This window comes from Nocardioides oceani, assembly GCF_030412965.1.
GTDB classification, from domain to species: domain Bacteria; phylum Actinomycetota; class Actinomycetes; order Propionibacteriales; family Nocardioidaceae; genus Nocardioides; species Nocardioides oceani.
Genome location: NZ_JAUHJQ010000006.1, coordinates 261999 through 275564, shown reverse-complemented (window position 1 = coordinate 275564; position 13566 = coordinate 261999). Strand labels below are relative to the sequence as shown.

Here is a 13566-nt window from a genome sequence, read left to right as displayed (position 1 = left end):
GGCTCGAAGTCCGAGCTCCTCGACCTCGGCCGACGATCCCGACTGTTCTCCGGCGCGCAACGCCGCGGGCTCAACATCACCCAACCGACCTGCACCGCCGACGGCTGCGACTGGCCCGCCCCCCTCTGCCACGCCCACCACGACCAACCCTGGTCGCACGGCGGGACGACAGACCTGAGCAACGCCCGCAACCTCTGCCCACGACACCACGCACGCATCCACGACCCCGCCTACGAGACCACCCACCTGCCCAACGGCCGCGTCGCCTTCCACATGCGGACCTAGACCGCTGGCCCGGTCATCTCACAGACGTCCTTCGACCACCGCCACCACAGCGGTCGACCCCCGCCTGCCCGCAACCCGACCAGCGACCGCGACCAAGCACCTCGACCACAGCAGCGCGCAACCACGCCTTCCTTTGAATCTCCTTGCACGGCGCCTCCCGACGGCCCGACGACCACCCCGGAGGCCCTGCGCACCTCACCGGGTCTCCACGACGCTCGCCAAAGCTCCCTGCTCGACCAACGGCCGACGCTCGCACCTCACCGGGTCTCGACGACGCTCGCCAAAGCTCCCTGCTCGACCAGCAAGTCAGGCCCCTCGCACCTCACCGGGTCTCGACGACGCTCGCCAAAGCTCCCTGCTCGACCAGCAAGTCAGGCCCCTCGCACCTCACCGGGTCTCGACGACCCTCGCCAAAGCTCCCTGCTCGACCAGCAAGTCAGGCCCTGCGCACCTCGCCGGGTCTCGACGACGCTCGCCGAGGCTCGCTGCTCGACCAGCAAGTCAGGCCCCGCGCACCTCACCGGGTCTCGACGACGCTCGCCAAGGCTCGCTGCTCGACCAGCGAGTCAGGCCCTGCGCACCTCACCGGGTCTCGACGACGCTCGCCAAGGCTCCCTGCTCGACCAGCGAGCCAGGCCCTGCGTACGTCACCGGGTCTCGACGACGCTCGCCAAGGCTCGCTGCTCGACCAGCGAATCAGGCCCCTCGCACCTCACCGGGTCTCCACGACTCTCGCCAAGGCTCGCTGCTCGACCAGCGGCGGGGACTCGCGAGCGGGGTCAGGTGGCGAGGGGCAGCCGGACGCGGAAGGTGCTGCCGACGCCGACCTGGCTCTCAACCTCGATCCGGCCGCCGTGCGCCTCGACGATGCTGCGGGCGATGCTCAGGCCCAGGCCGACGCCCTGGATGGAGCGGTCCTCGGCGTCGCGGGAACGGAAGAAGCGGGTGAACAGGCGGTCGCGGTCGGCGGGCGCGATGCCCACGCCGGTGTCGGTGACCGCGATCCGGACATGGGTCGGGTCGGCGTCGAGGTGCACGCGGACGGTCCCGCCGCCGGGGGTGTACTTCACGGCGTTGGACACGAGGTTGTCCACCACCTGCGCCACCCGGAAGGCATCGACCACGCAGGGCAGCTCGTCGGGCAGGTCGAGCTCGAGGGCGAGGCCGGCCGAGCGCGCCGCCGGCGCAGCGGCCTCCGCGGCGTCGCGGACGACGGCCGCGAGGTCGCAGGGGCGCCGCACGAGCGGCACCGGGCCCGCGGCGTGCTGGGCGCTGTCGAGGAGGTCGCTGATCAGGCGGAGCAGCCGGTGGGCGTTCCGGTCGACGACCTGGAGCTGGCCCGCCACGCCGTCGGGGAGGTCGGGTCGGTCCTGCAGCATCTCGACGTACCCGGCGATCGAGGTCAGCGGCGTGCGCAGCTCATGGGAGACCATCGCGACGAAGTCGTCCTTGATGGCCATGGCCCGCATCAGCTCGGTGACGTCCTTGTACGCGAGCGCAGCACCCTCGAAGGTGCCCTCGGTGCCGCGCAGCGACCTGGCGGACACCGAGAGGGCCCGCCGGTCGATCGGGTCCTGACCCACCCAGATCCGGCAGTCCTCGAACTCCTCGCCCGCCGTCGCGCGCGCCGTCGGGGTCTCCACGGGGGTCAGCGGCGTGGCGCCGTCGGCGTCGTACACCAGCCCGGTCTGCCCGGCGAGGCCCTGGTGCCCGTCGGGGTAGGCCCGTTGGAGGAACTCGGCGTGCCGCCGGTTGAAGTCGCGGTAGGCCCCGTCACGGTCGAGCAGGACGAGGCCCACGTCCACGGCGTCGAAGATCGCCTGGGCCGCGCGCTGGTGCTCCTCGATCCGCCCCAGCGCCTCGGCCAGCTCGCGGCCGCGCTGCTCGGCCGCGTCCCGCTCGCAGCGGATCCGCTCCAGGCCGTAGGCGATCGCGAGCGCGCTCCAGCCCGCCACCACTGTGATCAGCAGGGCCCGGGACACCGCGAGCGGGTCCTCGCCCAGGACGATCATGCTGGGCAGGGCGGTGAGCAGGACGACCGCCACCACCGCGACCACGGCGCCGCGGCGACCCAGCTGGCGCCCCAGCCAGAGAGCCGGGATCACGACAAGGATGCCGGCGGCGCTGCCCTCCGGGTCCAGCCGCACGGCGCCGAGAGCGGCGATGTCGACGACCGGCAGCACCGCGACCAGGCCCGGCCGCAGGCGCTCCCAGGGGACGAGGACGGCCAGGACGGTCGTCACCAGGGTCAGGACCAGTCCGGCGCCGGGCCAACCCGTCAGCTCGACGTCGCCGGAGCCGACGCTGCGGATCGCGAAGTCCGTCGCGACGAAGAACGCGAAGGCCGTCTGCAGGACCCTCGCGTCCGGGTCGCCGGTGACGACCAGGGCGCGGACCGCGTCGGCGGGTCGCAGGTCGTCGAGGTCGCGCATGCCTCCCAGTGTCGCTGCGCACCCCCGCCATACCCGGACGACGCGCCCCGCGCCGTGGTCCGGGCCCGCCGTCCACGGCCCGGGACGCCGGTCGGTCGGTCAGCCGGCCATCGGCAGGCGCACCCGGAAGGTGCTGCCCACACCGAGCTCACTGTCGACCTCGACCCGCCCGCCGTGCGCCTCGACGATCTCCCGGGTGATGCTGAGGCCCAGTCCGACCCCCTGGATCGACCTGTCCTCGGCGTCGCGGGAGCGGAAGAACCGGGTGAACAGCCGGTCCCGGTCGGCAGCGGAGATGCCGATGCCCCGGTCGACGACCGTCAGCTCGGCACGCCCGTCCTCGACCGCGAGCCCGACCCGGACGACGGTCCCGGCGGCGCTGTACTTCATCGCGTTGGTCAGCAGGTTGTCGACGACCTGCTCGATGCGCTGGCGGTCCAGCAGCATCGGCAGCGCGTCCGGGACGGCGACCTCGAGGCCGATCCCGGCGGCGCGGTACGCCGGCCGGGCGGCGTCGGCGCAGCTGGAGACGAGCGCGGACAGGTCGCACGGCGTCCGCCTCATCCCGACCGGGCCGGCCTCGATCTGGGCGGTGTCGAGCAGGTCGGTGATCAGCCGCAGGAGGCGGTGGGCGTTGCGGTCGACCACCTCGAGCTGCCGCGCCGTCTGGGTGGTCAGGGTGTCGTCCTCCCGCAGCATCTGGACGTAGCCGACGATCGACGTCAACGGCGTCCGCAGCTCGTGCGAGACCGACGCGACGAACTCGTCCTTGACCTCCATCGCCCGCATCAGGTCGGTGACGTCCTTGTACGCCAGCGCGGCGCCGCCGAACCGGCCGGCCTCGTCGAGCACCGATCGCGCCGAGACCGACAGCGCCCGCTGGGTCATCGGGTCCTCGCCGACCCAGATCCGGCAGTCGTCGAACTCCTCCCCCCTCGCCGCCCGGTACGTCGGCATCGACTCCCGTCCCAGGCGCGTGACCCGGTCCACGTCGTAGACGAGCCCCAGCTGGCCGGCCCGCCCCGCGTGCCCCGCCGGGTAGGCCAGCGCCATGAAGTCGGCGTGCCGGCGGTTGACCGCGACGTACCTCCCGTGCTCGTCGAGGAGCACCAGCCCGACGTCGACGGTGTCGAGGGTCGCGGCCGAGACCCGGCGCTGGTGCTCGACCTGCTCCATCCCGCCCGCGACCGCGAGCGAGGCGATGGTCGCGACGACCGGGATGATCACCGAGCGCGACAGGTTGATGCCCTCCGGGCCGGTGTAGAGCAGCCCCGGGACCGTGACCAGCGCGACGGCGGCCACGGCCGTGACCACCGCGCCGCGGCGGCCGTGCAGGCGGCCGAGCCACAGTGCGGGCAGGACGGCGACCAGGCCCGAGCCGCCGTCCGGGGCCAGGCGGGCCAGCCCCACCACGCCGATGTCGACGACGAGCATCGCGCCGACCGCACGAGCGGGCAGCCGGCCGCGGGCGACGACCGTGACGAGCAGCAGGAGGACCGCGACGAGCACCGCCACGGCGGGTAGCGACAACCCCGGCCGCACGCCGCCGACGAGCCGGAGCACCACGTCGACGCCGACGAGCAGGACGAAGCCGCCCTGGATCGCCCGGGGGTCGACGGTGGACGCGAGCAGCACGCCACGCAGCGCCGCCGCCCACGACCGTCCCGTCCCGCCCTCCCGAGGCACGGGACCAGTGTGACCGCGAGCGGCCGCGGCGGCAGCCGAATGCACAGGTCAGCGCGCGCCGCCGTACCTCCGGTCGCGACGCGCGTACTCCTCGATGGCGGCCCACAGGTGCCGGCGGTCGACGTCGGGCCACAGCACGTCGGAGTAGACGAGCTCGGCGTAGGCGGCCTGCCACAGCATGAAGTTCGACAACCGCTGCTCCCCCGACGTGCGCCACACCAGGTCCGCCTCGGACTGCTCGGGCACGTAGAGGTGGCGGGCGAAGGTCCGTTCGTCGACCTTGCGCGGATCGAGCCGCCCGGCGGCGACCTCCTCGGCGATCCGGCGCGCGGTGTCGGCGAGCTCGGCGCGGCCGCCGTAGTTGACGCACATCGTCAGCGTCAGCACGTCGTTGTCGCGGGTGAGCTCCTCGGCGACCTGCAGCTCGCGGATGACCGACTTCCACAGCCGAGGCGCGCGGCCGGCCCACCGCACCCGCACGCCGAGCTCGTGCATCTCGTCGCGGCGGCGGCGGATCACGTCGCGGTTGAAGCCCATGAGGAAGCGCACCTCGTCGGGGCTGCGTGACCAGTTCTCGGTGGAGAACGCGTAGGCCGAGACCGCCTTCACCCCGATCTCGATCGCGCCCTCGACGACGTCGAAGAGCGAGGACTCGCCCTCCTCGTGCCCCTTGGTGCGGGGCAGTCCGCGCTCCTTGGCCCAGCGGCCGTTGCCGTCCATGACGACCGCGACGTGACGCGGGACGAGCTCGGCGGGCAGCTCCGGGGGCCGGGCACCCGACGGGTGCGGCGTGGGCGGGCGGACGGCGCGTTTCACGGCCGCGAGCCTAGAGGCCGCTCAGCGCTCGACGTACTCCATGGAGCGCAGCGCGCGCTCGAGGTGCCACTGGAGGTACGCCGCCACGAGGCCGCTCGCCTCCTTGAGGTGCCGCGGCTCGGCCGCCTCGACCATCGGCCAGTCGCCCGCGAGCAGCGCGCCGAGCACGAGGAGCGTCTCGGCGGCGGGCGAGGCCGAGCCCGGCACCCGACAGGTCGCGCAGAGCACCCCGCCCATCGACGGGTTGAACCAGCGGTGCGGCCCCCGCTCGGGGTTCGGCAGCGTCCCGCACCGGGCGCAGTGCTCGAACGACGGCGCGTAGCCGGCCACCGACAGCGACCGCAGCAGGTAGGAGTCGAGCACCTGGCTCGGCGTGCGCTGCCCGCTCGCCATCGCCCGCAGCCCGCCGACGAGGAGCAGGAACTGCTGCAGCGACGGCTCGCGCTCCTCGGCCGCCAGCCGCTCGGCGGTCTCGAGCATCACCGTGCCGGCCGTGTAGCGGTCGTAGTCCAGGCCGATGCCGGAGTGGAACGCCGTCAGCGTCTCGGCCTGGGTGATCGTGTCGAGGTTGCGCCCCTCGGCCAGCTGCAGGTCCACATGGGTGAACGGCTCGAGCCGCGACCCGAACCGCGAGGTCGTCCGCCGCACGCCCTTGGCGACCGCGCGGACCCGCCCGTGGTGGCGGGTCAGCAGGGTGATGATGCGGTCGGCCTCCCCCAGCTTGTGGGTGCGCAGCACGATCGCCTCGTCGCGGTAGAGAGGCACCCCTCCATTGTGCGCGACTCAGGCCCCGGTACGTCGCCGCCGCCCCGTCGTCCGCCAGCAGCCGAGCGCGAAGCCGACCGCCGCGCGGTCGAGCCGCTCGGGGGCGACCCGCCACTCGAGGATCGACCGGGCCTTGACGAAGGTCGACTGCGGCAGCTCCCCGGCCAGCATCGCGGCGTCGGCGGCCGGGTGGACCGGGTCCGCGGGGTGGCCGACGACCAGCGCGGGCACCCGGATCCGGCGACGGTCCTTCGAGGGCGGGGCCAACCGCCCGAAGAACAGCCCGTGCACCACCGCCGCGAGCGCGTCGGCCCGCTGGTCGAGGGAGTCCAGCGCGATGCCCGCCCAGAACGGCACGATCCCGCGCGGCACCGGCCGGGTCAGGCGCCGGGCGGTGTTGACCGTGAACGGCAGGAACCGGGCGGCCATCAGCAGCGGGGCGAAGGTCACGATGCCCGCCTCGACGGCGTTGTCGAGGACCGGCATCTCGCAGATCAGCCCCCGCACCCGGTCCGGGGCGAGGACGGCGGTCTCCAGGGCGGTGTTCGCGCCGATCGAGGTTCCGCCGACGACCGCCTGCGCGGCGCCGAGGTGGTCGAGCAGCGCGACGACCTGCTCGGCGAACGCGGTGACGGAGTAGACGAGCGGGTCCGCGGGCCGGTCGCTCCGGCCGTGCCCCAGCAGGTCGAGGGTGACGACGTGCAGCCCCTCGGCGGCCAGCCGGCGGGCCAGCGGCGCGTGCATGCGGCGGTTCATCAGCTGGCCGTGGACGAGCACCACCCAGGCGTCCCCGGCGCCGTACTCGGTGAACTCCAGCCGGTCCCGGCCGCTGTCACCCTCGACGAAGAACTGCCCGATCCGCTCGGAAACCAGCATGCGAGGCACAGTAGTGCAGGACAATCGCCCGGTGACCCGACCGGCTGCCCGCGCGCCCCGGGGGGACCTCGGACGGACGTGGACCGTCGCCGCGCTGGTGGCCGTCGCCCTCGCCGGCTGGGCGGCCATCGCCGCCACCCCGGACGGGTTCCGGGTCGCGAGCTGGTGGCCCGCCGCCGGGATCGCGGTGGCACTGGTCGCGCTCTCGCCGCTGCGGCAGGCACCCGCGCTCGGGGCGGGGATCGCGGTGGCGACCTGTGTCGCGAACCTGGTCGGTGGCCGCGAGCTCGAGGTCGCCGCGTGGTTCGCGGCCACCAACGGCGTCGCGGGCGTCGTCGGCGGGCTCGTGCTCAAGCGGTTCCGCGACCGGGTGCCCGCCCTCACCACCCCCGACGACCTCCTCCGCCTCGCCCTGGCCGCGTTCGCCGCGGGCGCGATCGTCGCCGTCGGCGCGGGCGCCGCCGTGCGCGTCGTGCTCGGCGGCGAGGTCGTCGAGACCTCCCCGCTGGTGCTGTGCTCCCACGCCGCCGCGATCCTCGCGCTCACCCCCATCGCGCTGGCCCGCCGTCGCGGCCCGCGCCAGGGCTCCGACGCCGAGGCCTGGCTCCAGGGCGCCGTCATGGCCGTCGTCACCGTCGGGGTGTTCGCCTCCGACCAGTCCCTGGCGCTGACGTTCGCGCCGCTGCCGCTCCTGGTGTGGGCCGCGCTGCGCTTCTCGGTCCGCATGGTGGCCACCGAGCTCGCGCTCTTCGCCCTGGTCAGCACCACCCTGACCGGCTGCGGACGCGGGCCGTTCGGACAGGCGTACGCCGAGGGCGACTTCGGTCCGATCGCGGCGGCCGCCCTGACCCAGGGCTACCTCGTGTGCGCGGTCGTGCTCACCCTGCCGCTGGCCGTCGCGATCCAGCAGCGGCACGCCCTGCTCGCCCGGGTCAGCGCCGACGAGGAGCTGTTCCGCCGCAACTTCACCGAGTCGCTCGTCGGCATGCTGCTGCTCGGCGTCGAGGGAGACCGGCTCGCCGTCGTCGAGCTCAACGACCGCGCGGTCCGCACGCTGGGCGGCGACCGCGACGCGCTGCTCGGACGGCACCTCGACGAGCTCGTCGCCCCGCGCGAGCCGCTGGGACCGGTCGTGCAGGACCTCGTCGACCGTCGCCGCGACGGCTGGTCGGCCCCCTGCTCGGTGCCCGGCCGACCGGGCGCCCGGGTCGAGGTCGCCGTCGCGCTGCTGTCCGGCACCGGCGAGGACGCGGTCCTCTCCGCCCAGGTCCTCGACGTCACCGCCGAGCACCGGACCCGCCAGCGGCTCGAGACCGCCGAGAAGCTCACCAGCGCCACGCTCGACACCGCCGCCTGCATCATCCTGGTCACCGACACCGAGGGTCGGATCGTCCGGGTCAACGGCGCCACCACCGCGATCACCGGGCACGAGGAGAAGGACCTCCTCGGACGACACGTGTGGGACACGCCGGTCTCCCCGTCGGCCACCAACGACATCGAGGCGCTGTTCGTGTGGCCGAACCGGTCGGGGCAACCGGTCATCCGCGAGCGCGACCTCGTCACGCGGGACGGCCGCCGGCTGCGGGTGGTGTGGAACAACAACGTCGTGCGCGACGAGGACGGCCACGCGACGTACGCCGTCATGACGGGGATCGACGTGACCACCGAGCGCACGAGCGCCGGCCTGGTCACCCACCTGATGGAAGCCTCGATCTCCACCGCGCTCGTCGGGGTGGACACGCGCGGGCGGATCACGGTGTTCAACTCCGGCGCCGGCCACCTGCTCGGCGCCGATCCCCACGACATGGTCGGCCGCGCCTTCGCCGACCTGCTCGACCCCGCCCAGCTGCGCGAGCGGACGGGCACCGAGGACGCCGAGCGGTCCTTCGCCGCGCTGGTCCGCGCCGTCGGGGCCGACGGCGAGTCCGGCGCCCGCGACTGGACGTGGGTCTCCCGCGGCGGCCAGCGCCGAGTGGTGTCGATGACGGTGAGCGCCACCGAGGACGCGTTCGGCGAGCACGTCGGCTACCTCGTCGTCGGTCGCGACGTCACCGAGCAGCGCGCCAGCCAGGAGCTGCTCGTCGCGGCGCTGGAGAAGGAGCGGCACGCGGTCGAGCGGCTGCAGGCCCTCGACGACGCCAAGAACGAGTTCGTCTCGACGGTCTCCCACGAGCTGCGCACGCCGGTCACGAGCGTCGTCGGCTACACCGAGATGCTGCAGGACGGCTCGCTGGTGGAGCCGGTCCCCGCCCAGCTGCCGCTGCTCGACAGCATCGCCCGCAACGGCCAGCGCCTCATCGCGCTGTGCGACGACCTGCTCGCGCTGTCCGGTCTCGACGCCGGCACCACCCAGTGGCGCCGCGAGGAGGTGGACCTGGCCGCCGTCCTGCCCGCGGTGGAGGAGTCGGTCCGCCCGCTGGTCGCCGGCCGCCGGCTCGACGTCGCCTGGGACGCACCCTCCGGGCCGGTGCCCGTCACCGGTGACCGGGCCCAGCTCGAACGGGTGCTGCTCAACCTGGTCGGCAACGCCGTGAAGTTCACCGAGGACGGCGGCTCGGTCACCTGCCGCGTCCGCCGCGAGGGCGGCGAGGCGGTGCTCGAGGTCGCCGACACCGGCATCGGCATCCCCAGCGCCGAGCAGGACGGGCTGTTCCAGAAGTTCTTCCGGTCCACCACCGCCCAGAAGCGCGCGATCCAGGGCACCGGTCTCGGGCTGTCCATCGTCGCCGCGATCGTCGCCGCCCACGGCGGCCGGATCGCGGTCGACTCCGAGCACCTCGCCGGCACCACCTTCACCGTCCACCTGCCGCTCGCGGCCTGACGGGCGCAGCGCGCGCCACGCCCGCCCGGCCGGCTCGGCTCAGGCGCGGTTCCGGCTCGGCTCAGGCGCGGTTCCGGCTCGGCTCAGGCGCGGTTGACGGCGCTGATGACGGCCTTGAGCGAGGCGGTGACGATGTTGGGGTCGACGCCGACCCCCCAGAGGACCTGGTCGCCGACGGCGCACTCGACGTACGCCGCGGCGTAGGCGTCGCCGCCGGCCGAGAGGGCGTGCTCGGCGTAGTCGAGGACCCGGACGTCCCAGCCACGCTCCTGGGCGACCTCGAGCCCGTTGACCGCGTCGACGAACGCCGCGATCGGCCCGTTGCCGGTGCCCTCGAGCGTGCGGACCTCGCCGTCGACGTGGACGTTGACGGTGAGCCGGTCCTTCTCACCCGCGGCGGACGAGGTGTGCACCGAGTCGAGCTGCAGCGGCGCCTCGCGGTCGAGGTACTCCGCGCGGAACACCTCCCAGATCGCCTCGGCGGTCATCTCGCCGCCCTCGGCGTCGGTGCGCTCCTGGATGACCCGGCTGAACTCGATCTGTGCGCGGCGCGGCAGGTCGAGCTTGTGCTCGTTCTTGAGCACGTAGGCCACGCCGCCCTTGCCGGACTGGCTGTTGACGCGGATGACGGCCTCGTAGGTGCGGCCGACGTCGTGCGGGTCGATCGGCAGGTACGGCGCCTCCCACGGCAGCTGCGAGACCGGCACGCCCTGCTCGCCGGCCTGCCGCTCGAGGTCCTCCAGGCCCTTCTTGATCGCGTCCTGGTGGGAGCCGGAGAACGCCGTGTAGACGAGGTCGCCGGCGTAGGGGTGCCGCGGGTGGACCGGCAGCTGGGTGCAGTACTCGACGGTCCGGCGGACCTCGTCGATGTCGCTGAAGTCGATCTGCGGGTCGATCCCCTGGCTGAACAGGTTCATGCCGAGGGTGACCAGGCAGACGTTGCCGGTGCGCTCGCCGTGGCCGAACAGGCAGCCCTCGACGCGGTCCGCGCCGGCCATCATCGCCAGCTCGGTCGCGGCGACGGCCGTGCCTCGGTCGTTGTGCGGGTGCAGCGAGATGACGGTGTGCTCGCGGCGGGTCAGCTGCCGCGAGAACCACTCGATCTGGTCGGCGTACACGTTCGGGGTCGACATCTCGACGGTCGCCGGCAGGTTGAGGATGATCTCGCGCCCGTCCTCGGGCTGCCACACGTCGGTGACCGCCTCGCAGACCTCCGCCGAGAAGGGCAGCTCGGTGGCGGTGAAGATCTCCGGGCTGTACTCGTAGCCGATGACGGTGGCGTCGAGGTAGCTCTCGACGTTCTTCATCACCGCGTTGGTGCCGCGGACCGCGATGTCCTTGATCTCGTCCTTGCTCGCGCGGAAGACCACCCGGCGGAACAGCGGGGCGACCGCGTTGTAGAGGTGGATGTTCGCCCGCGGCACGCCGACCAGCGACTGCACGCTGCGCTCGATGAGGTCCTCGCGGGCCTGGGTCAGCACCGAGATGGTGACGTCGTCGGGGATCCGGTCGCCCTCGATGAGCTGGCGGACGAAGGAGTAGTCGGTCTCGGAGGCCGCCGGGAAGCCGACCTCGATCTCCTTGTAGCCCATCTTCACGAGCAGGTCGAACATCTTCATCTTGCGCGCCGGGCTCATCGGGTCGATCAGCGCCTGGTTGCCGTCGCGCAGGTCGGTGGAGAGCCAACGCGGCGCCTGGGTGATCGTCTGCGAGGGCCAGGTGCGGTCAGGCAGGTCGACCGGCGGGAAGGCGCGGTAGCGCTCGAACGGCATGCCGCCGGGCTTCTGCTGCGAACGGCGGCGGGCGGGGACGTGCGGCTGCTGGGTCACGGGGTTCCTCGGCTGTCTGCTGGGTCGGGCCTGGTGGCCCAGTGGGCGCCGGCCGCGCGAGCACTCCGCAGCGAGGGGGTCCGGCTGGGCTCAGACCTCGCTGCGGCAGCGAAGGAGGAGGTGCTGACGCATCATGACCCGGCCACCCTAGCCGACGGTGTCCGGCCGGGCGGCGCCGGCCACGATCTGGGCAGCCAGCTCGCGCAGCTTGACGTGGCGCGTGCTCGCCAGGTCGGTGAGGTGCGCGAAGGCCTCGTCGGGCGTGCACCGCCGCGCGGCCATCACGATGCCCTTCGCCTGGTCGATCGTCGCGCGCGAGTCCAGCGCCCGCTGCATGTCGCCCGAGAGCCGCTCCAGCTCGCCGCGCAGCCCGATCTCGTGCAACGCGGACCCGATCGCGGCCGCCAGGAGCACGACGCCCTCGACGTACGTCGCCGTCGGGCCCGCCACGGGCAGGTAGACGTTGAGCGCCCCGGTCCGGCGGCCGCCCAGGTCGGTCGGCGCCGAGACGACGGCCTGGACGCCCTCAGGTGCCCGGGCCGCGAACCCGGGCCACCGCTCGTCGTGCGCGAGGTCCTCGCAGACGACGACCTCGCCGACCTCGTACGCCGCCTGGCAGGGACCCTCCCCGGCCGCGAGCTGGGCGCCGTCGCAGGCCGACGCGGTCTCGTCACTGGTCGCCACGGCCTCCGGCGCCACCGGCGCCCCGACCACGAGGCTGACCGCGCAGCCCCCGCCGAGCGCGTCGGCGCACGTGCGGACCGCGGCCCGCAGCGCGTCACTGCTCGAGCCGACGTGGCCCGGCAGGTTGATCAGCTGCACCAGAGCCGGCGCCATGCGGTGCGCGGCGTGCTCGGAACGGCTGGGCTCCTGGCCGTGGCCGCCCAGGACCAGCCAGTTGATCTCGCCCGCGCCGGGGAACACGGTCACCTGGAGCTCGACGGTCTCGGCCGGCAGGTCCCGGTGCTCGAGGGTCACCACCCGCCGCAGCGTGCGGTCGTGCTCGGCACCCTCATCGAGGAAGTGGCGCAGGTCGGGACGGTCGTCGGCGGAGAGGAGCGCGAGCAGCGGCTCTCCGACCAGGCGGCTCACCCGACGCGCGAGCAACCCGGCGGCCGCGGCGTTGACCGCCCGCACGATCCCGTCGGGGTCCGTGGTCACGACCGGGACCGGCAGCACCGCGAGCATCCGCTCCTGCTGCCAGCGCAGCAGGTTCTCCCGCTCCACGAGCCGGGTGATGTGGTCGTGCTGTGCGCGGGCCTCCTCGTCGGCGACCCGCAGCTCCTCGTAGGCGGTCTCGAGGTGCGCGACGAGAGCAGCGACCTCGCTGCGCCGGTCGGCGCCGGCGCCGGCGCCGAGGGAGTCCAGCCGCGTACGCATCGCACCGAGCCACCCGACGGCGTCGGCGTCCTCGCTCGCGGGGCGACCGGACGACGGTGTGGGCATGCGCCACCTTCTCACGGCGCCAGGTGCGGGAAGGGTCGTCGCCGCAGCCGCCGGGTGCGGTGCCGCTGATGGTGGACGTCCTCGACGACGTCCGCGCCTGAGGCGGCATCCTGGGCCGGTGCCGACCCTCCTGATCGTCCACCACGCCCCCTCGCCGACCGTCCGCGAGCTCGCCGACGCGGTGGTCGCCGGAGCCCGTGACGACGCGATCGAGGGCGTCGACGTGGTCGTGCGCGCCGCGCTGGAGGCCACCGCGGACGACGTGCTCGCCGCCGACGGCTACGTCCTCGGCACCCCGGCGAACTTCGGCTACATGTCCGGAGCGCTCAAGCACTTCCTCGACACGATCTTCCTCGAGGCCGGCGGTGCTCTCGCCGACGACGGGAGCGCCGCGTCGACCGGCGGCGCCAAGCGGCCCTTCGGGCTCTGGGTCCACGGCCGCTACGACACGACCGGGGCCGTGCGGTCGGTCCTCTCGATCGCCGGTGCGCTCCCCTGGCGGCAGGCCGCCGAGGTGCTCGAGGTGGTCGGCGACGTCGGCGGGCCCGAGCGAGACGCGGCGTACGAGCTCGGCGGCACGGTGGCCGCGCTGCTGGCCGGGTGACCGCCG

At 73.9% G+C, this 13566-nt stretch carries 10 protein-coding genes; 3 read left to right on the top strand and 7 right to left on the bottom strand.

What is annotated here, in order from left to right; all coding sequences use genetic code 11:
* On the top strand, positions 1 to 285 hold a 285-nt coding region (locus QWY28_RS15870), incomplete at its 5' end, for an HNH endonuclease signature motif containing protein (protein ID WP_300953535.1).
* Positions 286 to 1064: 779 nt separating this feature from the next.
* Here QWY28_RS15870 and QWY28_RS15865 read toward each other — a convergent pair.
* The 5 genes from QWY28_RS15865 to QWY28_RS15845 all read right to left on the bottom strand — a co-directional run bounded on the left by QWY28_RS15865 (position 1065) and on the right by QWY28_RS15845 (position 6860).
* Complete coding sequence (locus tag QWY28_RS15865; protein ID WP_300953534.1) at positions 1065 to 2717, bottom strand: sensor histidine kinase; 1653 nt, start codon at positions 2715 to 2717, stop codon at positions 1065 to 1067.
* A 99-nt stretch (positions 2718 to 2816) separates the two neighbouring features.
* Positions 2817 to 4403: a sensor histidine kinase gene (locus QWY28_RS15860; protein WP_300953533.1), complete on the bottom strand. Its 1587-nt coding sequence runs from the start codon at positions 4401 to 4403 to the stop codon at positions 2817 to 2819.
* Between the two features lie 48 nt (positions 4404 to 4451).
* Entirely contained in the window at positions 4452 to 5219 is a 768-nt protein-coding gene (locus tag QWY28_RS15855) for an isoprenyl transferase (protein ID WP_300953532.1), read from the bottom strand.
* A gap of 21 nt (positions 5220 to 5240) precedes the next feature.
* Entirely contained in the window at positions 5241 to 5984 is a 744-nt protein-coding gene (gene recO / locus QWY28_RS15850; RefSeq protein ID WP_300953531.1) for a DNA repair protein RecO, read from the bottom strand.
* Positions 5985 to 6002: 18 nt separating this feature from the next.
* Positions 6003 to 6860: an alpha/beta fold hydrolase gene (locus QWY28_RS15845; RefSeq protein WP_300953530.1), complete on the bottom strand. Its 858-nt coding sequence runs from the start codon at positions 6858 to 6860 to the stop codon at positions 6003 to 6005.
* A gap of 31 nt (positions 6861 to 6891) precedes the next feature.
* Here QWY28_RS15845 and QWY28_RS15840 point away from each other — a divergent pair, with 31 nt between their 5' ends.
* On the top strand, positions 6892 to 9681 hold the full coding sequence (locus QWY28_RS15840) for a PAS domain S-box protein (protein WP_300953528.1): 2790 nt from the start codon (positions 6892 to 6894) through the stop codon (positions 9679 to 9681).
* 83 nt (positions 9682 to 9764) lie between these two features.
* Here the strand turns inward: QWY28_RS15840 and leuA are convergent, their stop codons facing one another.
* Together leuA and QWY28_RS15830 are read right to left on the bottom strand one after the other, a co-directional pair.
* A complete protein-coding gene (gene leuA, locus QWY28_RS15835; RefSeq protein ID WP_300953543.1) occupies positions 9765 to 11453 on the bottom strand; it encodes a 2-isopropylmalate synthase in 1689 nt (562 codons plus the stop codon).
* A 204-nt stretch (positions 11454 to 11657) separates the two neighbouring features.
* Positions 11658 to 12956: a GAF and ANTAR domain-containing protein gene (locus QWY28_RS15830; RefSeq protein WP_300953527.1), complete on the bottom strand. Its 1299-nt coding sequence runs from the start codon at positions 12954 to 12956 to the stop codon at positions 11658 to 11660.
* A gap of 118 nt (positions 12957 to 13074) precedes the next feature.
* On the opposite strand from QWY28_RS15830, the gene QWY28_RS15825 reads away from it, so the two are divergent.
* Positions 13075 to 13560, top strand: a complete 486-nt coding sequence (locus QWY28_RS15825) for a flavodoxin family protein (protein WP_300953526.1) — start codon at positions 13075 to 13077, stop codon at positions 13558 to 13560.
* The last annotated feature ends 6 nt before the right edge of the window (positions 13561 to 13566 follow it).